23 protein-coding genes and 1 pseudogene are annotated in these 26,176 nt (G+C 34.3%); 18 read left to right on the top strand and 6 right to left on the bottom strand.

The window, feature by feature from the left end:
• Nucleotides 1-5: 5 nt before the first annotated feature.
• Complete coding sequence (gene apaG, locus AAGD63_RS00630) at nucleotides 6-410, bottom strand: Co2+/Mg2+ efflux protein ApaG (protein WP_341813465.1); 405 nt, start codon at nucleotides 408-410, stop codon at nucleotides 6-8.
• A gap of 106 nt (nucleotides 411-516) precedes the next feature.
• Between apaG and AAGD63_RS00625 the strand changes: the two genes are divergently transcribed.
• Entirely contained in the window at nucleotides 517-1,593 is a 1,077-nt protein-coding gene (locus AAGD63_RS00625) for a 5-(carboxyamino)imidazole ribonucleotide synthase (protein ID WP_341813813.1), read from the top strand.
• 1 nt (nucleotide 1,594) lies between these two features.
• Here AAGD63_RS00625 and AAGD63_RS00620 read toward each other — a convergent pair whose 3' ends face one another.
• The gene (locus AAGD63_RS00620; protein WP_341813464.1) at nucleotides 1,595-2,617 is read right to left on the bottom strand and encodes an aspartate-semialdehyde dehydrogenase; all 1,023 of its coding nucleotides are present in this window, start codon (nucleotides 2,615-2,617) and stop codon (nucleotides 1,595-1,597) included.
• A 138-nt stretch (nucleotides 2,618-2,755) separates the two neighbouring features.
• On the opposite strand from AAGD63_RS00620, the gene AAGD63_RS00615 reads away from it, so the two are divergent.
• Nucleotides 2,756-3,172 carry a hypothetical protein gene (locus AAGD63_RS00615; protein ID WP_264330846.1) on the top strand — a complete coding sequence of 139 codons (417 nt, stop codon included), beginning with the start codon at nucleotides 2,756-2,758 and terminating at the stop codon, nucleotides 3,170-3,172.
• 28 nt (nucleotides 3,173-3,200) lie between these two features.
• Here the strand turns inward: AAGD63_RS00615 and AAGD63_RS00610 are convergent, their stop codons facing one another.
• Both AAGD63_RS00610 and AAGD63_RS00605 read right to left on the bottom strand, forming a co-directional pair.
• Nucleotides 3,201-4,487, bottom strand: coding sequence for an APC family permease (locus tag AAGD63_RS00610; RefSeq protein WP_264330847.1), 1,287 nt, complete (start codon nucleotides 4,485-4,487; stop codon nucleotides 3,201-3,203).
• A gap of 70 nt (nucleotides 4,488-4,557) precedes the next feature.
• A complete protein-coding gene (locus AAGD63_RS00605; RefSeq protein WP_341813463.1) occupies nucleotides 4,558-5,832 on the bottom strand; it encodes an APC family permease in 1,275 nt (424 codons plus the stop codon).
• Between the two features lie 145 nt (nucleotides 5,833-5,977).
• On the opposite strand from AAGD63_RS00605, the gene AAGD63_RS00600 reads away from it, so the two are divergent.
• The 3 genes from AAGD63_RS00600 to surE all read left to right on the top strand — a co-directional run bounded on the left by AAGD63_RS00600 (nucleotide 5,978) and on the right by surE (nucleotide 8,361).
• Nucleotides 5,978-6,637 carry a hypothetical protein gene (locus tag AAGD63_RS00600; protein ID WP_341813462.1) on the top strand — a complete coding sequence of 220 codons (660 nt, stop codon included), beginning with the start codon at nucleotides 5,978-5,980 and terminating at the stop codon, nucleotides 6,635-6,637.
• Nucleotides 6,638-6,670: 33 nt separating this feature from the next.
• Nucleotides 6,671-7,387, top strand: a complete 717-nt coding sequence (locus tag AAGD63_RS00595; protein WP_341813461.1) for a hypothetical protein — start codon at nucleotides 6,671-6,673, stop codon at nucleotides 7,385-7,387.
• A gap of 203 nt (nucleotides 7,388-7,590) precedes the next feature.
• Nucleotides 7,591-8,361 carry a 5'/3'-nucleotidase SurE gene (gene surE / locus AAGD63_RS00590; protein ID WP_341813460.1) on the top strand — a complete coding sequence of 257 codons (771 nt, stop codon included), beginning with the start codon at nucleotides 7,591-7,593 and terminating at the stop codon, nucleotides 8,359-8,361.
• Here surE and hisS read toward each other — a convergent pair.
• Nucleotides 8,358-9,581 (bottom strand): histidine--tRNA ligase, encoded by a 1,224-nt coding sequence (gene hisS, locus AAGD63_RS00585; protein ID WP_264336367.1) that lies wholly within the window; start codon nucleotides 9,579-9,581, stop codon nucleotides 8,358-8,360. The two genes, surE and hisS, sit on opposite strands and share 4 nt — an antisense overlap.
• Nucleotides 9,578-10,150 carry a NifU family protein gene (locus AAGD63_RS00580; RefSeq protein WP_006015115.1) on the bottom strand — a complete coding sequence of 191 codons (573 nt, stop codon included), beginning with the start codon at nucleotides 10,148-10,150 and terminating at the stop codon, nucleotides 9,578-9,580. The genes hisS and AAGD63_RS00580 overlap by 4 nt, the downstream gene beginning before the upstream one ends.
• A gap of 169 nt (nucleotides 10,151-10,319) precedes the next feature.
• Between AAGD63_RS00580 and AAGD63_RS00575 the strand changes: the two genes are divergently transcribed.
• From AAGD63_RS00575 to leuS, 13 genes and pseudogenes are all read left to right on the top strand, one after another.
• Nucleotides 10,320-10,571 (top strand): J domain-containing protein, encoded by a 252-nt coding sequence (locus tag AAGD63_RS00575; protein WP_341813459.1) that lies wholly within the window; start codon nucleotides 10,320-10,322, stop codon nucleotides 10,569-10,571.
• A 90-nt stretch (nucleotides 10,572-10,661) separates the two neighbouring features.
• Nucleotides 10,662-11,761 (top strand): annotated as a pseudogene (locus AAGD63_RS00570) (hypothetical protein).
• A gap of 248 nt (nucleotides 11,762-12,009) precedes the next feature.
• Nucleotides 12,010-13,101, top strand: a complete 1,092-nt coding sequence (locus AAGD63_RS00565) for an ankyrin repeat domain-containing protein (protein WP_341813458.1) — start codon at nucleotides 12,010-12,012, stop codon at nucleotides 13,099-13,101.
• Between the two features lie 282 nt (nucleotides 13,102-13,383).
• Nucleotides 13,384-14,430, top strand: coding sequence for an ankyrin repeat domain-containing protein (locus tag AAGD63_RS00560; protein WP_341813457.1), 1,047 nt, complete (start codon nucleotides 13,384-13,386; stop codon nucleotides 14,428-14,430).
• A 258-nt stretch (nucleotides 14,431-14,688) separates the two neighbouring features.
• Complete coding sequence (locus tag AAGD63_RS00555; RefSeq protein ID WP_341813456.1) at nucleotides 14,689-15,876, top strand: ankyrin repeat domain-containing protein; 1,188 nt, start codon at nucleotides 14,689-14,691, stop codon at nucleotides 15,874-15,876.
• A gap of 122 nt (nucleotides 15,877-15,998) precedes the next feature.
• Nucleotides 15,999-17,225, top strand: a complete 1,227-nt coding sequence (locus tag AAGD63_RS00550) for a cytochrome b (protein WP_211907500.1) — start codon at nucleotides 15,999-16,001, stop codon at nucleotides 17,223-17,225.
• Complete coding sequence (locus tag AAGD63_RS00545) at nucleotides 17,225-17,986, top strand: cytochrome c1 (RefSeq protein ID WP_341813455.1); 762 nt, start codon at nucleotides 17,225-17,227, stop codon at nucleotides 17,984-17,986. The genes AAGD63_RS00550 and AAGD63_RS00545 overlap by 1 nt, the downstream gene beginning before the upstream one ends.
• A gap of 86 nt (nucleotides 17,987-18,072) precedes the next feature.
• Nucleotides 18,073-20,007, top strand: a complete 1,935-nt coding sequence (uvrB, locus tag AAGD63_RS00540; protein WP_341813454.1) for an excinuclease ABC subunit UvrB — start codon at nucleotides 18,073-18,075, stop codon at nucleotides 20,005-20,007.
• Between the two features lie 1,112 nt (nucleotides 20,008-21,119).
• Nucleotides 21,120-22,316: an MFS transporter gene (locus AAGD63_RS00535; RefSeq protein WP_341813453.1), complete on the top strand. Its 1,197-nt coding sequence runs from the start codon at nucleotides 21,120-21,122 to the stop codon at nucleotides 22,314-22,316.
• A gap of 38 nt (nucleotides 22,317-22,354) precedes the next feature.
• Nucleotides 22,355-22,654: an integration host factor subunit alpha gene (locus tag AAGD63_RS00530; RefSeq protein ID WP_341813452.1), complete on the top strand. Its 300-nt coding sequence runs from the start codon at nucleotides 22,355-22,357 to the stop codon at nucleotides 22,652-22,654.
• Entirely contained in the window at nucleotides 22,651-22,977 is a 327-nt protein-coding gene (locus AAGD63_RS00525) for a MerR family transcriptional regulator (RefSeq protein WP_010402982.1), read from the top strand. The genes AAGD63_RS00530 and AAGD63_RS00525 overlap by 4 nt, the downstream gene beginning before the upstream one ends.
• A 52-nt stretch (nucleotides 22,978-23,029) precedes the next feature.
• Nucleotides 23,030-23,620 (top strand): murein hydrolase activator EnvC family protein, encoded by a 591-nt coding sequence (locus tag AAGD63_RS00520; protein WP_264336359.1) that lies wholly within the window; start codon nucleotides 23,030-23,032, stop codon nucleotides 23,618-23,620.
• A 4-nt stretch (nucleotides 23,621-23,624) separates the two neighbouring features.
• The gene (gene leuS / locus AAGD63_RS00515) at nucleotides 23,625-26,084 is read left to right on the top strand and encodes a leucine--tRNA ligase (RefSeq protein ID WP_341813451.1); all 2,460 of its coding nucleotides are present in this window, start codon (nucleotides 23,625-23,627) and stop codon (nucleotides 26,082-26,084) included.
• Nucleotides 26,085-26,176: the final 92 nt, after the last annotated feature.

Genomic DNA, 26,176 nt, shown 5'->3' with positions numbered 1-26,176 from the left:
GATGATCAATGAGGTCTAGTGTTAACATATGGACTGTCTAAGGAAAAGAGTGGTATCATAACATCAAAGGTTTTTATGCTCTCTTCGTTCAGAAATTCATATTTACCCTGCATTATTCCTGATGGTGTATTTAAGTATGTTCCACTTGTATATTTGAATACCTCTCCAGATTTTATTACAGGTTGTTCTCCAACAACACCAACTCCGGCAATTTCATTTATTTTGCCCTTATGATCTATTATTTGCCAATAGCGACTTAATAATTGAATGGTTGATGAGCTTTTGTTTTTTATCTTAACATTATACATCCATACGTAACAATTTTCATAAGGAATGGATTGCTCTTCAATGTAAATTGGCAAAACTGTAACTTCAACAGAATTAGTAATAAGTGTGTATTTCATGGTCATCGTAAAGTGTTCATGATAAAAGTTTAACACACTTCAATTATACACTTTTTTCATAGATTTTCCAAGCATATTATCGTACTCTAACTAGGAAATATTAATCTACATGATGAACAAAACAGATCCACTGGATAAAAAAGTGATAGGAATAATAGGAAGTGGGCAATTAGGTAAAATGACTGCTATCGCTGCAATAAAACTTGGGCACAAAACGCATATTTTTGCCAGTACTAAAAACGATCCAGCTTGTTCTGTTGCTGATGATTTAACAATAGCAGACTTCTGTGATAAGAGGGCACTTGAATCTTTTGCACAGAGTGTGGATTTAGTCACTATTGAGTCTGAAAATATTCCATGTAGTGCAATTGATATTGTGTCGCAGCATACAGATTTTTATCCAGGTAAAAAGGCGTTACACATTTCGCAAAATAGGCTGAGAGAGAAAGATTTTATTAGAGATTTAAGCATAAAAACTGCTGATTACAAAAGTATACAAAATTATAATCAGCTACTAGAAAGTAGTGAAACTTTTAGCTATCCAGTGAGGCTAAAAACAACAGAAATGGGTTATGATGGAAAAGGACAATATGTGATTGAAAATGATTCTGAACTGAAGCAATTTGCTTCCTTCGATTGGAATAAAGAGTACATTCTTGAAGAAAGTGTTGATTTACTGAAAGAGGTTTCAATAGTCGTTGCAAGAGATAAAAACAGTAAAGTAGCTTTTTTTCCTATAGCAGAGAATCACCACGTTGACAGAATACTTAATACTTCAATAGCACCAGCTAAAATAGATAATAAATTAGCCCAAGAGGTACAAAAAACTGCAGAGAAAATAGCAACTGCACTTGATGTAGTAGGAATTCTAGCTATTGAATTTTTCATCACTCAAAATCATGAATTACTAGTTAATGAACTGGCCCCAAGACCCCACAATTCTTGCCACTGGAGCTTGGATGCATGCAACGTTAGTCAATTCGAGCAGCTAGTTAGGATAATATGCGGGCTATCTATGCAGGAAGTAGTATTACGCTTTCCTTGCATGACAAAAAATATAATAGGTAATGATATATATAATTCTCACAAATATTTGAGCAACGAAAAAGCTAGTTTAACCATATATGGGAAAAAAGAGGTTAGGGACAAGCGTAAAATGGGACATGTCAATATAGATTTAAGTTATTGAGCTATAAATGCTCTTTGATCAAGATCTCCAAGATCTGCACTATATTTAGTGCTGCACCTTTGCGTAGATTATCAGCTACTATCCACATATTTAATCCGTGTTTAACGGTATCGTCTTGTCTAATACGCGATATGTATACGGCATCCTCTTGCACAACATCAATCTGAGTCATATATCCACCATCTTCGCGCTTATCTTGCACTAAAACTCCATCGTCTTCACTGAGCATTTCACGAGCTTCTTCTTCAGTTATATGCTGATCAAATTCTACATTTACTGCTATAGCATGACCAACAAGAACAGGTACTCGGACACAAGTTGCAGTTACTTTTATATCCTCTTCTAAAATTTTTTTTGCCTCCTCTTGCATTTTCCACTCCTCTTTTGTAGAACCATCTTCCATGAACTCTCCTATATGAGGAATGCAATTAAATGCTATTTGCTTAGGAAATATTTCAGGTTTTTTAGCTTCATTCATAAAGATTTTTTTTGTCTGATTGTAAAGCTCATCCATTGCTGCTTTACCTACACCAGAAGTTGATTGATAAGTTGAAGCAACGATTCTCTTTATTTTTGCTTTTTGGTGTAATAAATGTAATGCCAACAACATTTGTATTGTAGTACAGTTTGGATTAGATATTATGTTATGGTTTTTATACTCCGTAATTTTATCTTTGTTGATCTCTGGAATAACTAGTGGCACGCCTTCTTTCATCCTAAAACGAGAGGTATTATCTACGACAATACATCCAGCTTCAGTTGCAATCGGTACGTATCTCTCGGAAACATGAGACCCAGCACAGAAAATTGCTATATTAATTCCAACAAAATCGTAGTTCTCAAGGTCTAAGACGGTTAATTCTTCATCGCCGAAACTTACCTTTTTTCCCTCTGATTTTTTTGATGCAAAAGCAACAACAGAATCTATTGAAATTTTTCCTTTGTCTTGAAACTCGGCAAGGGCGCTTAATACCTCACGCCCTACTCTTCCTGTTGCTCCAATAACAGCAATTTTATATCCCATATAGATAAACCTCTGACTTTAAAGCTATATTATATTTTTACTGATAAAATTTACAATTACTTTAATATTTTTACCTTGCAATTAACCATAATTTAGTTATAATTATAAGATACTAGTAATATTGCATGGTAGAATGAAATGAGTAAAAAACATGATGACACTAAGGTCAAATCTGCATTTCAAAAGCCTGAAAAAGTCAATAGATTAGAGATTCAAAATGTTCTTTCGAAAAAAAGCAAGCCAGCGATAAATTTTGATGATAAAAAGTATGGTGTGAAAATTTCTAAGATAGACCAGCATCTTTCAAACAAGAAGCAAGAATCTTTTGGATTAAGAGATTTTTTAAGTTCAATACCAATAATAGGAAGATTTTTAGTGAAAATTTTCACGCCTGAAAAAGAAGAGTATAAAAAACTGCAATCACAAATAGGTCTTTCTAATAAAGCAAAAAATGAGATCTACATAGATAATAAACGCACAGAAGAAGTAGGTAGCAAACTTGAGAATGGTAATATTGAACAAGTAGATAAAGAGAAAAAAAACCTTGGCCCATAAATATTAACCATTTAAAGTGTATCTCTCACTACTGAATTTGTTGCACAGAAGTTTTGCAGTACCAAAATAAATAAATGGGTATGCCACTTGCAGTGAACAGGCTCGAAATCAGCAGAGTACCTACAGGGGTTTCTAATATCACCCAACAACAAAAGGTTGTTGCTATGCTACCAATTAAAAGCTTATAACAACTCCTCTCCTGTATAATAACCTTTAGAAAGGCAAAACAGCACGCAAGATAAACGAACAAAAATGAAATTACAGAAAAGTCAATAATCGACGTAATCTGCTGGGCAAAATTGTTGTTTGAAGTGAGAATTAGTAAAATTGCAGTTCCAATTGAACTAACTGTTATTCCCAAAAAAGGAGAGCCATGCTTGTTCCTTTTAGCAAAGAATTTTGGCATTAGTCTATCTTCTGCAAGACCAAAAGCAACTTGTCCACTAGATAAAACCCAGGCATTTAGACTGCCAACACAAAAAATGAATGCAACTATAGAAACAATTAAATGCCAATTACCAGAAAACATAATTTTTATCGCATCAACATATGGTGCTCTTGAACTTGCTAAATTGTTGCCATTGATCAATCCCATAATCGCAAAATTGTTGATAAAATATATAACAGCAACACAAACTGTGCCAAGCACCACAGCTTTTGGTATAGTTTTAGCTGGATTATCAACTGACCCTGCAGGTGCTGTTGCCAATTCAAGTCCAATAAAACACCATAAAGTAAGGAGTGTAGAGCGCGCAAGAATTTGCGATGTTGTAAGACTTAATATTTCTTCACTTATGATAAAATTATTTCTATCGAAAAAAAACAACGCTGCTACAGGTATTGCAAGCAATACAGCAACCTTCACAACCGTGAGCAGAAACTCAACGTGCCCTGCAGTAGCTATTCCCCTTAAATTTATTAATGTAATGATTGTAAATAACAACAGCTCTAAAAATAAACGCATACTTTTGATATCTTCATGGAAAAATGGTGTAAGATAGCCAACACCCACAACTATTAAAGCTGTTGTACTAACCCATGAGATTACCCAATATGTCCAACCAACAAAGAACGCTGCAGCAGGACCAAAAGTATGTTTCACATAAACGTGAGGACCTCCTGTTTCTGGAAACTTTGCACATAGCGTAGCAAAAACTAGCGCAAGAGACACAGCACCAGCTCCTGATATCATCCAACTTATAAGGCTATAAGCGCCATATGGAGCAAGGCTAATTGGAAGCATAAAAACCCCAGAGCCGATCTGACTACTAATGACTAAAGCAAAAACAGCCCAAAAACCTATTTTATTTGACACAATACCTCTTAATTCTATTAATGTAAGCCAGTAGTATAGCTTAAGAATTTTAGCAAATAAAAAATTTAAGTTAAGTTTTTAGTTTATGATACCAAAGTAGATAAATAAGTGTTCCGCTTAAAGGGAATAGACTTGATATTAACAATGTTTTTATAGAAGTCTCGTATATTATCCAACAGCAAAAAGATACAGCCACACCTCCAATTAAAAATTTGCAGTAGCTTTTGTCTTGTATATTAACTTTGAGAAAAGCAAGGCTACATGCTAAGTAGATAAACAAAAATGACACCACAGAGATATCAATTATTGAAGTTACTTGCTCAGCAAAACTTTTGTTTGACGTTAAGATAAGTAAAACTAACACCCCTAAAGTACTGAGTATTATTCCCCAGAATGGAGCATCGTACTTGTTTTTTTTTGCAAAAAATTGCGGCATTAACTTATCTTCTGCAAGGCCCAAGGTGACCTGTCCATCAGCTAAAAACCAAGCATTTAAATTACTTACAGAGACAATAAAAGCAATAACAGAAATTATCAAATGCCAATTACCTGGAAGCATAATTTTTACTGCGTCAACATATGGTGCTTTTGAACTTGCTAGGTCGTGACCGCTTATTAACCCCATGATTGAAAGGCTATTGATGAAATATATAACAGCAACACAAATTGTTCCGAGTACAATGGCCCTTGGTATTGTTTTAGAGGGATTATTGACAGATCCTGCAGGTGCCGTTGCTGATTCAAGTCCAATAAAACACCATAGAGTAAGGAGTGTAGAGCGCGCAAGGACTTGAGACATCGTAAAGTTTGATACTTCCTCACTTACAACAAAATTATTTCTATCAAAGAAAAATAATCCTGCTATGGGTATTGCAAGAAGTGCGATAATTTTAACAATGGTCAGAAGAAGCTCAACATGCCCAGCAGTAGTTACCCCTCTTAAGTTTATTAGCATGATAGCTAAAATTAATGTTATTTCTAAAAGCAAACGTATATCTTGTATATCATTATGAAAAAGCGGGGCTAAATAACCGATACTTGCAATTGTCACAGCTGTTGAGCTTACCCACGAGCTTACCCAATATGTCCAGCCAACAAAAAAAGCTGCTGTAGAGCCAAAGGCATGTTTCACATAAATATGAGGACCACCCGTTTCTGGAAATTTTGCGCAGAGTGAAGCAAAAACTAAAGCAAGAGATATAGCACCAAATCCTGATATAACCCAGCTTATGAGGCTATAAGCGCCGTATGGTGCAAGGCTAATTGGGAGCATAAAAATTCCAGAGCCGATTTGGCTACTGATCACCAAGGCGAAAATAGCCAAAAAGCCTATTTTATTTGACACGACAATGTTTAATTTTTATCTGAATATATTAACAATATAGCTGAAGCTCGAAAATTTCAATTGATCTTTTTTGTATAAAAATTTGCATTTTTTTAATTTAAGCATATAATGAGAAGTATATTAATAGGTTATTAAGAAGTGGTTTATGAATCCGAGGTTAAAAACATTTTTGGTTGTTTGTGGGTATGTTCTATTAGTTGGTGCTGCTATTGGAGCAATTTTTTTATTTGACTACTTACTTGAGATCTTTATTGATGCGCTTTATGCATTCTTTCTTGCAAAAACTCCAAGTGAGGTGTTAGCTGTTTTTGGAACACTTGCAGTTTTACTTGCCACTTGTGTTTTGTGCTACGGACTGCATAAGCTCTGTTCTATTTTTACAGAAAGGGTTACAAGCAGCTATCAGTCTTTCAAAAATGAAAATAGTAATGATAACATTTTTTCTGAAGTATATAATGACCCGACAATAGGGTTGAAAGATAAGATTTTATTTTTTTCTATATACTCAATATATTGTATCCAATTACCATTTTTGTATTGTTCATCGAAGATATCAGAGCTTAGCAGAACATTATCAAATAGTAGAGCGTTGGGTCTTAGAATATGTTTAGTGCTTATTAATACTATATTATTGATCCCAGTAGCACTTCTTGAGTTAATAAAGTATCCATTGATAAAGCTCTTCTCGCCTCTGGGTTTAAGTGTAAAGCAAATGAGCTTTTTGTTTAATGTAAGTGATGTAGGCACCGGCAGTCAGAGTGTTCATACGAGTAGTTTTGAATACAGCATTCTCCAATGCGCTTAAGACTTAAAGCAGAAATTCGGAAATCAACCAAATATGCTCAATAAAGAGTTTGCAGACTACATAAATAATTCAGATGAGCTTACACCTCCACAAAAAGAGCAATTAAACCTTTATCTTAACTTTAATGGCTCCAATAGAGCAACTTATAGAGAATCAAGAACTGGATTAACGCTAACGCAAGCTGCAAACTTAGTTTTAGCTGCAGCTAAGAATCAGAAGTTAGATGTAGACTTACTAAAATGCATGTTACTCATGCGTTTACAAGAAGGAAGTGGTGCATGTCATCTTGGAATGTTTAATCGTATTATTTATTCACTTAGTTGTCTTGAAGCAAAAAACAACTTTACAGTCGAGGTAAATGCTCAAGTATACGAAAGAATGCCGAGCATTACGGAAGAGTTTCTTAAGCATTGTAAAAGTAAAAAGATGAAGATTTTAAAGGATAATTTTGACAATTTCTACTCTGAGAATGATATGGATCTTGAAGTAAAAGATAGTATGGGTAAGTTGATGGAAGAGGCAAAGCAATTTGTCTTTAATAAATTGTATATTGATTACTATAATAGATATGGTCAAGAAGTTGGAAGGGGCCCTATAAAGCAGAAATTGAAAGAACTAATTACAGATGAGGATATCAAGGAAGCAGTAAGTGCTGTAATAGATAATATAGAAATCCCTGAAAAACCATCTACTTATCTTGAAAAGATGAAAGCATTTTTTGCAGGGCATACAAGATTCTCTGCTGCTTAGAGCTCTGAGACTTGCCTAAGCTTTGATTGTGAGTTAGGCGTGAAGCTAAAATTGGTATTTACAATTAACTCACAGCAAACTAAACAATGGCAACCTAGAAACACTTCTAATTTTTCCTTATTGATTTGTAGCAGGTTCTTTGTTATGGTTATGAAAAGAAACTTCAAACCTCATTAGTATACTTTGATAGGTTAGTATTACATATGATAATATTGATAACAAACGATGATGGTTTTGAAAGTAAAGGAATAAAATTACTTAAAAAGATTGCACATAATTTTGCATCAGAAATATGGATAGTAGCACCAGATACTGACAGGAGTGGATCTGCAAGATCTCTTGACTATCCAGTAAAGCAATTTATTAAAATAAGTCAACATAGTGAAAGGGAGTTTAGTGTGTCTGGTACTCCCGCAGATTGTGTCATTATTGCACTAAATAAGATTATGAATAAAAAACCAGACTTAATATTATCTGGAGTAAATATTGGATCAAATGTCGGAGATGACATTTGTTATTCAGGCACAATCGGTGCTGCAATGGAAGGTGCTGCAAGATCTATACCTTCTATTGCGCTGAGCCAAGTTTATCATGGTAAAATAGACTGGAACAATACAAAGATTTTTGCACCAAAGGTTATTGCCAAGCTAATGAAAGTTGGTTGGCCTAAGGATATAGTGATGAGTATAAATTTTCCTGCTACAGAAAAAGTGAAAGGGGTCGAATTTGCTGAACAAGGTGAATATAACATTGATGGTGATTTAACTTTTACTGAAAACTTGAATGGTTCTTTGAGCTTAAATTGGTCTCGAGAGCACTCAGGCAGTGGTAGTATAAATAAAATAAAAGGAGGTTTTATTACTATTACACCGATAAAATTAGATTTTACAGATTATGATATATTAAATGCTATGAAAAATTCTTGTGCAGAGGAATTTTCTTCTATAGCTAACACTCCTATTGCTTCTGATTAGATATTTTCTACGATTTTATCGCGAGTAATCATTTTTTCTTCACCCGTGTCCATGTTTTTAATTTTTAAAGTTTTACTGCTTAGCTCTTCATCACCAAAGATTAATACAACTTTTGCATTTGCTTGATTTGCTTTTTTCATTCGGGTTTTTAGAGTTCCACTATATTCGTAAATCACATATAAACCATTTCTGCGTAATTCACTTGCAAGTGTTAGAGCATGTTCTTCAGCTTCTCCACCGATTGGAATTATATAAATAGGCCTCTCTTTTTTTTCAGCATAGTTGATTAATTCCATTATACGCTCAATCCCCCCTGCAAATCCTATTGCTGGAGTGTGTTTTCCACCTACTGAAGATACTAGATTATCGTATCTTCCACCGGCAAAAACTGCTCCTTGTGCACCTAAATCTTCTGTGACAAATTCAAATACTGTGTGACAATAATAGTCTAGACCTCGAACTAATTTGCTATTTACAGTGTAAGGTATGCCAAGAGCTTGCAGTCCATTTAACACCTGGTCAAAGAAATATGAAGATTCTTTTGTATAATAATCACTGATTTTTGGTGCGTCAGAGATTATTTCTTTATCTATCTTATCCTTAGAGTCTAATATTCTGAGTGGGTTTTTAATCAATCTATTTTGACTATCTTCTGATAGGTCATTTTGAAACTTTTTTAAATACGATATCAAAGCCTCTCTATACTTACTTGTTGTTTCACTCTCACCCAAAGAGTTGATTTCCAGTCTTACATTCTCATTGATGCCAAATTCAGTGAGTAAATGCTGAGCAAGTGATATCAATTCAATATCAGCTTTCGGATCTTCTATGCCAAAAATCTCAAAATTTATCTGATGAAATTGCCTTTGTCGTCCCTTTTGTGGTCTTTCATAGCGGAATGCAGGTCCTGTTGAGAATAATTTTATCGGTGTTTGCAGTTTTTTTTCAATGAGTAACCTAACAATAGCTGCAGTGAATTCAGGACGCAGAGTTATGCTCTTTCCTCCTTTATCAATAAAAGTATACATCTCTTTATTTATGATATCTGAACTATCACCTAAAGTCTTTGTAAAGACTTCTGTGTATTCAAATATCGGAGTTTGAACAGGTAAAAAGCCGTATAAACTTGAGATTCTATTTGCTGTTTGCTCTATGTATTTAAATTTATACCATTCATCAAACAGAAGATCTTTCGTTCCTTTAACTGTTTGATTAGTCATAGCATAGTCTCTATACCTGAAACTTCTGGTATGTGATAGCTTAGCATATTCTGCACTCCTTGTTTTAAGGTAATTGCAGCACTTGGGCACCCAGAGCAAGCTCCTTGCAGTTCAACGTAAACTATTCCGTCTTTATAGCCACGGAACTTGATATCACCACCATCTTGAGCAACTGCAGGTTTAATATAACTTTCCATCAATTCTTTTATTCTATTTACAATTTCTATATCATTTTCATTAAAGAATTCTTCCTCTAGCATTTTATTATCACTTACTCCTTCTTTATCAAATGCTTTTCCACCAGAAGTAAAGTGATCCATAATTGTAGTTAAAATTTCCACCTTTACTATATCCCAATTCATTCTATCTGATTTTGTTACTGAAATAAAATCATGACCAAAAAATACTCTTACAACATGTTCTATTTGAAAAAGATTTACTGCTAGTTTGGAGTTCTTTATTTCATCTGCATTTGAAAAATCAGCTGTTTCTCCTTCGCTCAGAATTTCAAAACCAGGAAGAAATTTCAGCGTGTTTGGGTTTGGTGTTTCTTCAATCTGGATAAACATGTTATTTACCATGACAATTATAATTGTTACTATTTAATCATAAAATGATAAAAAAATATACATGTCATTCATCTTCTTCCTTTTTTTGATATTCACAATAATCACGTTTGTTTTACCTAGCGTTGTTGTATTTTTTCTCTTTTTGGCAAAGAGAAATAACATAAGTTTTATGATGAACTCTATATTAAGTAAGTTTTTGAACGAATTTAACAGTAGTAAAAGTTACACCCAAAATTACACTGGTGATAATATGTCCAAAGATGAAGCATTAAAAATACTGGGGCTGAATTCCGAGGCAAGCCAAAATGAAATCAATAAGGCATACCAAAATTTAATGAAACTGGTCCATCCAGACAAGGGAGGATCGGAATATTTTGCACAAAAGTTAAACGCAGCACGTGATAGGTTGATGAAGACCTAATTTTAACCATTGTTTTCTCTGTAAATTTTGCTTGTACATATTAAGTTGCATGATATAAAGCCGGAAACATTATTCTTTAGGAGGTATTTGATGAAAAAACTTGAGAGATTGAGAAAGAATTTATTTGCGGCTATAGATGAGCTTAATATTAAGAAAGTTAAAAGATATGTTAAAAAGGCAAGATATATAAATAAAGAAAAAGAGATTATTAATGGTAAAAAAGATGGTATGGCACCTATACATCTTGCTGTTTATAAAGGTAGCTTAAAGATAGTGCGGTTTTTGCTTAAAAATAATGCTAATATTAATGCTGTTAGTGATGGATGTCTTGTTCCTTACTCGTACGTTACTACCATGAGTAGCAAAACAGAAATAAAAGAAATGATATATCATTGTACTAGTAGTACCACTTCCCAAGTAATGCAAGGTTTTACAGCTTTACAATTAGCCTTTTTTTATTGTCGATTAGATATCGCGAATCTTCTGCTCAATAATAACATTAATAATGTTATTATTAGAAATGCAAATGGCAAAACGGCATTTGAGGTTATCCCAGGTTATGAAAGCCTTTGCAGTGATGGCTGTGACATGAGCAAAATATACTTAGATTTATCAAAATTTCACAAAAATAATTGTACAGAACTATTACTTTCTGCTAGAATAAATACTAAGTTAGAATTAGAAGCTGGTGATACTCCAGATGCAGCAAGTAGTACAGCGAACCCTTTCTCAGCCTCCACCAGGGCAGATATTAAGATAGGATTGGAAGCTGGTGATACTCCAGATCCTGCACCAAGCAGTGCAGTAAAATCTTTTTCTTTTATTAATAATATATTTAGTTGGGTAACCACTGCCACACTCAGCAGCTTATTCAGCAGTGCTCCTGCTTTACCTTCTGCACAGCAATCTGTTGACCACTTAGATGGTAGCCCTATTGGTTCTTCACAAGTTGATTTTAATGGAACAGCTCTACTAACTGATGTAATGATCAGAAAGTTCACAGGGAAAAAATACTCAAGCCCACTAGAAGATTCACTTCTCACAATAGAAGAAATTAGAGAAAGAAAGCTTAACACTATAGAAAAAAACTTCGAGACAGCACTGAGTAAGTGTGAAAACTTTATCAATGTCCTGAAAGTTCATTAAGTAATTTAACGATATCTAAAGGTATGCATCAAAAGTCCCTCTAAATCAGTTAAAATAAGCACTCTAATTAGAGTGCTTATTTTCCCTTATTTCCTTTTCTAAAGCAGATTGCTTCTTATTAAGAACAAAAAAATGTGAATAAGGAAGCTCAGCATGTCTTGTACGAAAGTTAAAGTGATAAATTGGTGAAGACCTAATTTTTAACTATTGAAATTTTTCTCTGTAAATTTTGCTTGCACATATTAAGTTGCATGATATAAAGCCGGGAGCATTCTCTTTTAGGAGGTATTTGATGGAAAAACAAAAAATAATTGAGATTTTAGGAAGAAAATTAGTTTCTACTATAAGCAGAGGTGATTTTCAGAAAGTTAAAGAATGTATTAAAGAGATAGAGTATAAACAAATAAAAAATGAAGTGTTGAATTATGAAAGATACTATATGAAACCTATACATCATGCTACTCTCTTGGGTAATTTAAAGATATTAGAGTTTTTATGTAACAGCGGTGCTGATGTTAATGCTACTATTAGTAATCGATATTTGAGTACTCCCTTGCACATTGCTGCTAGACATGACAAACTAGAAATAGCAAAGTTTTTACTTGATCGTGATGCTAACATCAATGCTACAAATTATAAAGGTTTTACACCTTTGTACTTAGCATCTAACGATTGTCATTTAGATATGGTAAAACTCCTACTCTGTAGAGGTGCTGATGCTAGTATTCAAAGTCGTTACGGCAAAACAGCATTAGATGTTGTTGGAAATGCTAGAAAAGATGAATGTAGTAGTAGTGAAATTCAAAAAATAGAATCTGTATTGAGCAGTGCTACTGAAGCTGACTGTGAAGCAAAATTAACTTCTATAAAAGCAGGTATTAAAGACGCTAACGACAGCACAGATTTTGTAAGTAGTGCAGCGAGTCTTCAATTATCCCCTACCAAAGCAATTAAGGTAGAATTGGAAGTTAGTAATACCAAAAACTTGGCAAGTAGCACAGTGAACTCTTCCTCCACTCTTATCAGAGAAAATTTTGAAGAAGTTAGCAGCACTGCAAGCAATGCTGTAAAACCTTCCTCTTTTATTAATAGTATATTTAGTGGGATAACTACTACCATCAGTAGCTTGTTCAGCAGTGCTCCTGCCTTACCTCCTGCACAACAATCTGTTGATCACTTGGCTGTTAGCCCTATTGGTTCTTCACAAATTGACTGTAATGGAATAGCTACGCTAATTGCTATGGCAGTAAGTTATATTAAAGGAAAACAATATTTAAGGCCACTGGACAATCCACCTCTGACAAGAATTGATATTATAGACAAAAAAGTCGAGACGGCAATTAGTAATTGTGAAAAACGTTATCAATGTCCTCGAATTCATTAAGCAATTCAACAATATCTAAAGGCATGCATCAAAAGTCCCTTTAAAATAAGCACTCGAGTTTGAGTGCTTATTTTCCTCCTTCTTCAGCATACTGCTTCTTATCAAGTACTGAAAATTTAAATGAGGGGCTTCGAATATCTTGCACAAAAGTTACGTGATAAGTTACTGAAGACCTCATTTTTAACCATTGAAATTTTTTCTCTGTAAATTTTGCTTGCGCATACTAACTTGTGTGATATAAAGCCAGGAACGGTGTAATTTGGGAAGTATTTAATGCAATATATGCAAAAACGGATAAGGATTGAGAACTTTATAGATGAGTTATTTGTTGCTATAGAAGAGCATAGTCTTCTAAAAGCTAACATATGTATCAAAACTGCAGTGATGATGAAACTAAAAAATCAGGTTTTTATTGGTGAAAGATACGGTATGAAACCTATAAGTTTTGCTGTTAAAGAAAATAGCTTCAAGACATTGAAGTTTTTGGTTAATAACGGTGCCAATGTTAATGCTGCTAGTAGTGAAAGTTTGAGAGTTGCCTTGCACGTTGCTGCTGAATATGGTAGAGAAGACGCAGGACAGTTTCTACTTAGTCGTTATGCTAAGATCAATTTGCAAGATATAATGGGTAAGGTGCCTTTGCACTTAGCGTCTTTCCATTGCCAAGTGGAAATGGTGGAACTTCTGATCAAGCATGATGTTAATATTTATATAAGAGATGCGGGTGGTAGAATACCACTGGATGTTGTTGGAGATGATCCAAAATCTATATGTAATAGTAATACAAGGCAAAAAATAATATCTATATTAAAATGTGCTGATAAAGTTAATTGTCAGACATTAGCTTCTAGGACAAATCTTAAGGTAATAGAAGCTAGCAATAACTTTAGCTATCATAATAGTACAAGTGTGTTAAGCAGCGCAGTAAAACCTTCTTCTTTTATTAATAGTGTATTTAGTTGGATGGGAACTTCAACAACTGCTGCACTCAGTAGCCTATTTCAGAGTGCCCCTGCTTTACCTCCTGCAAAGCAATCTATTGCACATTCGACTGGAAGCTCAATTGGTTCTTCACAAGTCGATTGTAATGGAACAGTTCTCCTAACTGCTATAGCAATAAGTAAATTCACAGGGGAAAGATATTCAATGCCACTGGATGATTCACTTTTAACGATAAGACAGGTTAAAGAAAGAAAACTTAATTCTCTAGAAAGAGATGTCAAGATGGCACTTAGCAAGTGTGACAAACTTTATCAGTATCCTGAAAGCTCACTGAGCAACTTCACAATATCTAAAGGCCTGCACCAAAAATCCCTTTCAATCAGTTAAAATAAGCACTCAAGCTTGAGTGCTTATTTTCGTATAATCCTCTTTAAGTTAAAGCTCTTATATGTTGGGAATAAGCTGCTACGAAATTTAAGTAAATTAAGGAGGCTTATGGTATTTTGTACAAAAACTAAATGTAGCACGTGATGAAATAACAATCTCTTACGTTGTAAATTTCTTTTAATTTTACATATAAATTGTACTAGCATATGCCCAAATTATGTGGTACAAAGGTAAAAATTTTATCCTTTAGGAGGGATTATGGTTACAAAAACAGAAGTTGAAAAATGGAGAGATGGGCTACGTTCTGCAGTAAAGGAACGTGATTTTCAAAAAGCTGAGGAGTATATTAGAGAAGGAAAGACACATACTACTAACGTTATTAACTCTAAAGATAGAAATGGTAACTCACCCTTATCGATTGCTGTTAGTAAACAAGATTTAGAAATGATGAGTTTTTTAATTGAGAATGGCGCAGATGTTAATATTGAGAACTTTTTTCGTGTGCCTCCTATATACTATGCTGTTACAAAGAGCACCACAGAAATGATAGAGCTTCTAATCGATAAAAAGGCTAGCATTAGTGGTTATTTTTCATATGCTGGTGAAAAACGCACTCTTGTAGGCTGGGCTATAGATGAAAATAGTCCGGAAAAAGTTGAAGTCCTGCTTAAGCATGGTGCTAGTCCAAATAGCAAATTTGACTTTTACGATGATTCACAAGATTCGTGTCTACATGCTGCTATCCTAAGAGATTACAAAAAAATAGTTGAACTTCTCGTTAAATATAAAGCTGATGTCAATGTTCAAAACGAACGGGGGGAAACACCTATATATTTGGCTATTAGTTCAAAACGTCCAAAAATAATTAAGCTGTTATATGATAATGGTGCCGACATTGATAATGTTAAGAATATAAGGAACGAGACACCATCAGATTATGTTAAGTTATTTTATTCCGGCAAAACGATAAAAGAAATTGCTGCAGAAGCAGAGAGTGCCAATGTAAACTCAGAAGATATTACTCCTGCACCAAGTAGTGCAGTAAGACCTTCTTCTTTTATTAATAGTGTATTTAGTTGGATGGGAACTTCAACAATTGCTGCACTCAGTAGCTTATTTCAGAGTGCCCCTGCTTTACCTCTTGCAAAGCAATCTATTGCACATTCGACTGGAAGCTCAATTGGTTCTTCACAAGTTGATTGTAATGGAACAATTCTGCTAACTGCTATAGCAATAAGTAAGTTCACAGGGAAAAGATATTCAATGCCACTGGATGATTCACTTTTAACGATAAGACAGGTTAAAGAAAGAAAACTTAATTCTCTAGAAAGAGATGTCAAGATGGCACTTAGCAAGTGTGACAAACTTTATCAGTATCCTGAAAGCTCACTGAGCAACTTCACAATATCTAAAGGCCTGCACCAAAAATCCCTTTCAATCAGTTAAAACAAGCACTCAAGTCTGAGTGCTTGTTTTCGTGAAATCTATTATTTAAATTAAACTTTTTATTGTGCGTTGTAGGTAAGTTGTTACAATAAAATGAGTTAAGATGAAAAAAACTTTAAGTTATGGAAGATGATAGCAAGAAAGAAATAACAGAAGAAAAAGGTATATTAGGTTGGATAGAGTATAGACTGCCTATATTTTCTTTTCTAAAACATACTGCTTCTTATCAAGTACCAAAAAATTTAAATTATGCTTGGAATTTTGGTTCTTTGGCTGGTATAGCACTAATTTTGCAGATAATAACAGGTATATTTCTTGCCATGCACTACACTCCGCATGTTGATCATGCATTTAATAGTGTGGAGCGTATAATGCGTGACGTAAGTTATGGATGGCTGATACGTTATACTCATGCTGTTGGGGCGTCACTCTTCTTTATGGTGGTCTATGTTCATATCATGCGTGGATTATATTACGGATCTTATAAGAGACCGCGAGAAATGGTGTGGTTTATTGGCATATTTATATTTTTTGCAATGATGGCAACTGCCTTTATGGGATATGTTCTTCCATGGGGACAAATGAGCTTTTGGGGTGCAACAGTTATAACTAACTTATTTTCAGCCATACCTTTAATTGGCAATAAAATAGTTATATGGTTGTGGGGTGGTTTTTCCGTTGATAACCCAACGCTCAATCGTTTTTTTGCACTTCATTATCTTCTTCCTTTCATTATTATTGCTTTAGCTATGTTGCATGTTGTTGCTCTGCATAGATTTGGCTCTAATAACCCAAGTGGAATAGAAGTAAGGTCAGGTAAGGACACTATTCCTTTTTATCCTTATTATATAGCAAAGGACTGCATAACTTTTGGTTTATTTTTTATAATTTTGTTTGGATTTGTTTTTTATGCCCCTAATTATCTTGGGCATCCTGATAATTATATAGAAGCTGATCCTATGGTAACTCCAGTACACATAGTACCAGAGTGGTATTTCCTACCTTTTTATGCGATGTTGCGCTCAATTCCAAATAAGCTCATTGGTGTACTTACCATGTTTGGATCTATTTTAGTTTGGTTTCTTTTGCCTTGGCTTGATAAATCAAAAGTTAAAAGTGGTGCTTATCGCCCATTATTTAAGAAATTTTTTTGGGTTTTTGCAATAAATTTTGCATTTCTTGCTTGGCTTGGGGGGCAGGAAGTTAAAGAGCCTTACATTACTTTAAGTAGACTCTCAACTCTTTATTATTTTTCATATTTTGTGATAGTTTTACCTTTACTTAGTAAATATGAGAAACCAAAAAAATTACCAAAAACAATAAGCGATTCCGTTCCGGAGATGAAGTGATGCTGTTGGTTAAAGTTGCTGTGTTTTGTGTATTATTTTTCGCTAATTCTCTATCTGCAGAGGAGTTTAAACCTTTACCAAATAAGAAAATCGACTGGAGTTTTGATGGAATTACTGGATCTTTCGATAGAGAGTCAATTCAGCGTGGCTATAAAGTATACAAGGAAGTCTGTGCTGCTTGCCATTCAATGAATAGAATAGCGTTTCGTAATTTGCAAGATGTTGGTTTTTCTGAAGAGGATGTAAAACAAATTGCAGCCTCTTACCAAGTTAAAGATGGTCCGAATGATTTGGGTGAAATGTTTGATAGGCCGGGAGTGTCTTCGGATTATTTTATTGCACCTTTTGATACAAAAGAAGCAGCTGCAGCAAGCAACAATGGAGCAATTCCACCGGACTTATCATTAATTGTCAAAGCAAGACATGATGGTGCAAATTATATCTATTCACTACTAATTGGTTATCAAAACGGTGAACATGATGAGAACGGTTTATATTTTAATCCATATTTTTCAACAGGCAGGTTAGCTATGGCACCACCACTCTCTGAAGGAATGGTAGAATATGATGGTACAAGGCAAGCCACAGTTGAAAATATGGCATATGATGTGGTAAATTTCTTACAATGGGCAGCAGAGCCAGAACTGGAGCGCCGACATAAACTTGGGCTAAAAATAGTGACATATTTTATAATTTTGACGGTGTTTTTTGTTCTCACTAACAATAGAGTTTGGAGCCAACTCTATAAAAAAGGAAAATAGAACTTCATTTACGCTCGTTTTTATACCTTACTCATAATATCATGTGTATTATGTAATGATAAATATATTATGAAAGTATAGGGATTATGGCATTTCAAATAGTTACAAATTTTCAGCCAGCTGGGGATCAACCACAAGCAATAGATAGTTTAGTTGAAGGACTAAATAACAAAAAAAGAGATCAGGTTTTACTTGGAGTAACTGGCTCTGGAAAAACTTTTACTATGGCAAATGTTATTGCAAGAACAAACAGGCCTGCGTTAATTATGGCGCATAATAAAACTTTAGCGGCACAGCTTTACGAGGAGATGAGAGGATTTTCCCCCCACAATGCTGTTGGATACTTCATTTCTTATTATGATTATTATCAGCCTGAGGCTTATTCGCCACAAACAGACACTTATATTGAAAAAGACTCTTTAATAAATGAAAGAATTGATATGCTACGCTATTCTGCTATATGCTCTCTTTTGGAGCGTAGGGACACGATTGTAGTTGCGAGTGTTTCTTGTATATATGGTCTTGGTTCGCCTGAGAGCTATCTCAGCATGACCTTGACTTTAAGTGCTGGAGATAAGATTCATGTTAATGACTTTCTGAATAATTTAGCTAATCTCCAATATAAACGTTCTGATGTCAGATTTGAGCGAGGATATTTCAGAGTGCGCGGCGATATTATTGATATATTTCCTGCCTATTATGAAAATAAAGCTTGGCGTTTATCATTGTTTGGTGATGAAATAGAAGAAATTTCTGAGATTGATGCCATGAATGGCAATATTATCAGACGCATAGATAAAGTCACCATTTTTCCAAATAGCTATTACACTACATCACGTGAGACTCTTTTGCAAGCAGTTCAATTGATTAAAAAAGAACTACATGAACGCCTGGATTATTACTATTCACAGAACAAAATTGTTGAAGCAAAACGCCTTGAGCAGCGTACTAATTTTGATATTGAAATGATGATGGCAACGGGAGTGTGTAAAGGTATTGAAAATTATTCGCGTTATCTTTATGGAATGAAAGCCGGAGATCCACCGCCTACATTGTTTGAGTATTTACCTAAAGATGTAATTTTATTTGTTGATGAAAGCCATGTAACCGTTCCCCAGATAGGTGCAATGTATAGCGGTAATGAAGCACGTAAAAAGAAATTGATAGATTATGGTTTTAGGCTACCTTCTGCTTTTGATAACCGTCCATTAAAATTGGAAGAGTGGGAGGCAATACGGCCCCAGACTATTTACGTTTCGGCTACTCCAGGAAAATATGAGTTAGAAAAGACTAACCACGCATTCATAGAGCAAGTTATCCGCCCAACAGGACTGACAGATCCCATCTGCACCATAAAACCAACAGAGAGTCAGGTTGATGATGTGATTCACGAGGCGCAAGTAACAATAAAAAAAGGATTTTGTATTCTAATTACCACATTGACAAAAAAAATGGCTGAAAAGCTAGCTGAGCATATGAGTGAGCTCAGTATGAAAGTAACTTACCTACATTCAGATATTGGTGCACTGGAAAGAATTGAAATTATATGCAAATTAAGATCTAAAGAAATAGATGTTCTTGTTGGCGTTAACTTATTGCGGGAAGGTCTTGATATTCCCGAATGTGGGCTGGTTGCAATTTTAGATGCTGACAAAGAAGGTTTTTTACGATCAGAGACTTCGCTCATTCAAACGATAGGCCGTGCTGCACGCAATGTTGAAGGCAGAGTAATTTTATATGCAGACAAAATTACTAATTCTATGGATCGTGCACTGAAAGAAACTGAAAGGAGAAGAAAGAAACAGACAGAGCATAATACACTGAATAATATTGTACCAAAAACTATAATAAAGCCTATATCAAATACTTTACAGGAAAAAGTGGTAGTTGAGAATTTTAGTAAGAATGATCTAAATAGTTTGAAAAAGCAAATGTTGAAGCATGCTGAAAATTTAGAGTTTGAAGAGGCGGCAAAAATAAAAGGTATTATTGAAAAATTTAATAACAGACCCGTTACATAACTAGAAAAAAGATAAATAATTAATAGTTAAGCTGACTTTGATTTACCAAAGATTTGAAAAACTATTATCTAAGAACATATCTTGAAAGGACTTAAGTGGTTAAATATTAAAGAGTTCTTGAAGTAAGGAGAGCACACTCATACGTTAAGCAAACAACGTTTACCTAAAATTCTGTGACATTAGCAGCTTTCTTGGCCCGTTTTCAGTAAACAGTGATTTTGTAATTCTTCTATATATTAGAAAAATTTTTATTTTAATTAGCGTTAAACTATAGGCGCCTATTGTTTTTTAGCTAAAGTAAAGATCAAGTATCTGGAATTCTGGATATAAAATCCCCCTGTGTAAAAAAGATTAGAAAAAAGTGCAGCGCACATACAACAGATATGCACTAAAGAAGATACGCTACGCTTTTTGATTAAAAATTTGACTAAACAGTCTGCAGACAAAGATAGATTTTGAGCTCTTAAAATATCTCTCACTGCGATTATAATCAGATTTAAAATATATGGAAGCAATTTTTTACGTTAGCTATTTAATATTTTAAATTAGGCCTCTTGCATAACTATATTAAAGGTTAGCACCAGCAACTACTACTCATTACATATTTTATCGCATTAATAATTGTTATGTTTTTGCTCTCCCTATTGCTACTTGTGCAACATTTGGCCTTGTCACTTATATCACTTGTTACCCTCCTATTTCTTGCTTTATTCTTTTTTTTTCCCTTTCAAGACAGGTTCTGAGTGGCAAAAAATAGGTCCTCTTTAATGTGTATTAAACAAGATTTTATAACTCTAATTGTCTTTGCTTGTGCTGTTCAACTGTGACATCAACCATTACATTCAATGGAAGATGATCTGAAGGGTATCTCTCTTGTTGGAATTATATCATCTTTACCCAGGCCTTTCACCGTACGCTTTATACTCCTTTATAACAGGGGATAAAAAGCAAAAATCTATTCTTTTTTTGAGATCATATACAGATTCTAACAATTAAAATCTCACAACAAATTTGTTGTTTCATAGCTTTTATATAATCTATAATTGCAACTGTTTTAACATTAATCAGAACCTAAAAGAGGCTTGTTATTAATGGATTACTTATAAAATCTTATGGAAAGTAGAGCTTGGTTCATTTGGCTGATCAGCAACTTAATTGTTCTATTCAGCAATATGCAAATAATCTACACCTTTATAAGTGTGGATCTTGAAAAAGAACTTGGGATCACGATTGCGCAAGTTGCACTGGCTAATTCAGCATATACTTGGACTTTTGCTATCTCACAATTTTTTAGTGGGGCAATGTTTAATGTTTTTTCCAGCAAAAAAATTTATTTTCTCTCATTATCGATTATGATCTTTGGGTTTTTTATCCTTATTAGTAGTGACAGTTTTGTCCATCTAATTTTATCTCAATTCTTGATTGCAATTGGAGCATCATTTGGTTTTGTTGGAGCTGCTCATATAAGTAGCACATATTTTCCCATTACCCAATTTGGACTGATGTTCTCACTAGTGCAGACAATTTCAAGTCTTTCCGCTTTGATGATTCAAATGTTGTTCTCTAGCTTCCTTGCTGAAGGTATGGATTGGAAGAATTTGATTGTATACGTAATATTATTTGGCGTATCGATATTTGTACTTATGTTTTTTTATCCGAAAGGACTTTCAAAAAAAAGTTTGGAAAAATGCACAATAACAAGCTCTATAAAAACAGTAATATGTTCTATACTAACGGTGCTAAAATTAAGAGATATCTGGATAACTTCAGTAGTAGGTGCTATTACTTTTGGAACATTTTTAGCGCTTAATATGCTGTGGGCACCAAGGTTACTAAGCAACTTAGAACTAAATACAATGGAGTTAGGTGTGGCAACTGCAATATTGTGGCTTGGTCTTGCAGTTGGTGCTCCAATTGCAGATTTAATCTCAAATCTATTTAAAAATAGAAGGCACGTAATCTCTGCTTTTGCCATATTGCAAGGTATTTCAGTTATTATTTTACCATACGGCAATTTAACAGTTCATATTATATACTTTTGTATGTTAATGTTTGGTTTTTTTGCAGGCGGACATATGCTTAATTTTACTGTTGGCAGTGAGATTGTTGAGCAGAAGTATATTAGCACATCATCATCCATTATCAATGGATTTATGTTTGTTATGAGTGGAATTTTAGTGTCAATTTTAGCACTTTTTTCAGATCATCAAATGGCGCTTTTCACAATATTTGCAATGTTAACATTTGCTAGTATTTTTAATTATGCTACAAAAGAAACATACTATAAAAATAAAGTAGCTGAATCTTGAGTCGACTGTTATATTATATTAACATACTATAATAAATTATGACAACAAAAGACACAACAGTAACTAAGGCAACAATAGCTGAATGTATAAACCAGGAAATTGGATTATCGAAAGAAGACTCTATTGCAATAATAGATGATATATTGGATGAGATAAAAACGAGCTTAGCAAAGGATGGGATAGTAAAAATATCTTCATTTGGAACATTTTTGGTTAAAAACAAGAAAGAAAGACCAGGAAATATACCAAAGACATTGGAAAGGGTAGTAATTCAAGCGAGAAAATCAATTTCTTTTAGACCTTCAAAAGTGATGAAGAAATTAATAAATAACCGATGAATAAGGAAAAATTATTTTACACAATTGGAGAAGTAGCTGAAGAACTACATTTGGAGCAGCATGTTTTAAGATTCTGGGAAAGTCAATTCCATCAAATTAAACCCATAAAACGGAAGGGAAGAAGACTATATGATCATAAGTGTATAGAGGCAATAAAGAAAATAAAATATATGCTATATGATAAAGGATATACAATAAAAGGAGTACAAAAGGAATTTGGTAACGATGTAAGAATTGATCATTATTCAAGAAATTTGTTGCAAGAACTTACCGATTTAAGAGACTATTTGACTGATAAAATAAATGAAGAAAGTAATAAATAGACGAAAAATACTATAAAGTTTTGTGAAAGTTGATCTATCTAGAGATAAGTTTATGTGTCGTATAGCCTTGTTCTTTATATTATCAGCAATACTGATAAGCTGTGGCCTGCAAAAACCTGCACCTGTACTACTTAAAGGCGAAGAATTTTATGGAAAAAGAGACCTAGAGTACACAAGGGAGTATCATTTAATTAAAGAAAATGTTGATTCTTCGCTGCAAAAAGAAAGTAGAAAAGCCTTCGTAGATAAGGTATATAACAATAATGCACAAAGCATGTGTAAATTTGTAATACCGGTTAAAGGTGCAGTTATCTCTTCTGATAAAATATGTCAAGATGGCATAAAAATTACTGCTCAAAGTGGAACAAAGGTTATTGCTTCTGCACCTGGCAAAGTAATATACGTAGGCAAAGGCCTGAGGTGGTACGGAAATTTAATTATAGTGGAACATAAAGATAATTACATGACTATGTACTCCTACTTAAAAAACATACAAGTTGAAATTGGTGATAAAGTAAAACAAGGTCAAGTAATTGGATCTGCAGGTAAATCAAGCACACAAGATAAAGATCCGCAGATGTGTTTCACAATAAGGCATAATGGTCAAGCAGTCGATCCTTTAGTACATATAAACTGTGATTGAATTTATGAAATATGATTTTAAAACCGTTGAAAAATTCTACCAAAATAAGTGGGATTTTTCTGTAAGCAAAGATAGTAAAAAGAAGAAATGTTACGTGTTGGAAATGTTTCCATATCCATCTGGTAAGATTCATATGGGGCACCTGCGTAACTATGCAATAGGAGATGTTATAGCACGTTACAAGAGAGCTCGTGGATTTGAGGTTTTGCACCCAATTGGCTGGGATGCGTTTGGATTACCAGCTGAAAATGCAGCAAGGGACAATAACATTAACCCTGCAGCATGGACACAAGATAATATAGATAATATGCGCGCGCAGCTAAAATCTATAGGTCTTTCATACAATTGGGATCGTGAGCTCTCCACATGTGAGCCTGATTATTACAAACACGAACAGAAATTTTTTCTGGATTTTTTAAAGCATGGTCTTACCTATCGAAAAGAGTCGTGGGTTAATTGGGATCCAGTGGACCAAACAGTGCTTGCAAATGAGCAAGTGGTTGATGGAAAAGGATGGCGATCAGGTGCAGTTGTTGAAAAACGTAAGTTATCTCAGTGGTTTTTAAAGATTACTGATTTTGCTGAAGATTTGCTTCATTGTTTGCAAAGTTTAAAAAATTGGCCAGAAAAAGTCAAAACTATGCAAGAGCGCTGGATAGGAAAATCTGAAGGGGCAACTATAGATTTTGAAATAGTTGGCCTGAATAAGAAATTAAAGATTTTTACAACTTCTCCTCATACTTTATTTGGAGCTTCTTTTCTTGCAGTAGCAGCAGAGCACCCTATTGTACAAGACCTTAAGGACGAAGACATACAAGGCTTTATCGACAGTGTGAAGGCAAAGGGGGAGAATGATGAAAAAATTGGAATTTACACTGGACTGAACGTCAGGCACCCATTTCTCGACAAGGAATTACCAATTTATATAGCGAATTTTGTGTTGATGGAGTATGGAGAAGGTGCGATTTTTGGTTGCCCTGCACATGATCAGCGTGATTTTGAATTTGCACAGAAGTATGGTTTACCGATTATTCCTGTAGTTTGTGAAGAGACCAAAGAGATCTTAAAAGAACCGTACTTCGGTGATGGAGTGATGTTCAATTCTGAATTCTTAAACGGACTAATGATTAATGAGGCAAAGGAAGTAATCATTAAAAAGCTTGAAGAAAAAGGAATAAGCAAAAAAACAGTAAACTACCGTTTGCATGATTGGGGAATTTCAAGGCAACGTTATTGGGGATGTCCTATACCTGTTATATATTGTAAAGATTGTGGAATTGTTCCAGTTCCAGAAAAAGACCTCCCTGTTGTTCTACCAACGGATGTAGAATTTACAAGTGGTGGTAATCCCCTGAACAAGCACCCAACCTGGAAATTTGTTGATTGTCCAAAGTGCGGAAAGCAAGCAGAACGTGAAACTGATACATTTGACACTTTTTTTGAATCTTCTTGGTATTTTGCTGCATTTTGCAGTGAAAATAAATCGATTAATAAAGATACTTGTAATCGTTTTATGCCTGTTGATTATTACATAGGTGGAATAGAACATGCAATTCTACATTTGCTTTACTCAAGGTTTTTCTGCCGTGCTTTAACTAAATGTGGCTATTTTGACATTAAAGAGCCTTTCTCTACTTTAATCACTCAAGGAATGGTCTGTCATGTAACTTATAAAGATGAGAATGGCAAATGGCTCTTTCCCGAAGAAGCAAAAGAGTTGATTGCGAAGGGTACTAAGATCCAAGTTGGAAAAGTCGAAAAGATGAGCAAGTCGAAAAAGAACACAGTTGACCCAAACTTTATCATAGAAAAATACGGTGCTGATACTGCTCGTTTGTTTGTATTATCTGACACTCCTCCGGAAAAAGATATGGAATGGTCTGATGATGGAGTGGAAGGTTGTTTTCGCTACATAAATAAATTGTGGCGTATGATAGTGCAACTTAGGCCCGTAAACATACACTATGATAATGAAAACATTGTAGGTAAACTCCTAGAGTACAGAAAAAAAATCCATAAACTATTGCAAGGACTTACAGATGACTTGGAAAACTGCAGATTAAACTGTGTGGTAGCAAAGTTTCGTGAAATGACAAATTTAATAGCTGAAATAGACGTAAAAACTGGAAAATCTCTTATTGATGAAGGTATATGCATACTAATCAGAGTAATTGAGCCATTCATGCCACACCTGGCTGAAAATTTATGGCAAGAAATAGGAGGCGAAGGTATGCTATATCTAAAGCCTTGGCCAAAAGCTGATGAATCACTACTAATTGATAATATGGTGACTGTAGCAGTGCAGATCAATGGAAAGTTACGTGCGACCATTGAAGTGGCAACTGATTTACCTCAAGAAAAATTGAAGAAAATAGCAACAGATTCTGTATCTAACAAAATCGATCAAAGCAAAATTCGCACTATATATGCTGTACCAAATAAGATAGTAAACATAGTTATATAAAAATTTTGAGTAGCATGTCGCTAATTTCGTAGGTATACTTTTTTTGATATGAGGTTATATCTTTTTTAATATAAAGGATATATACTTGTGCA

This window comes from Wolbachia endosymbiont (group B) of Germaria angustata, from assembly GCF_964026725.1.
GTDB classification, from domain to species: Bacteria; Pseudomonadota; Alphaproteobacteria; order Rickettsiales; family Anaplasmataceae; genus Wolbachia; species Wolbachia pipientis_C.
This window is presented reverse-complemented; position numbering and strand designations above follow the sequence as displayed.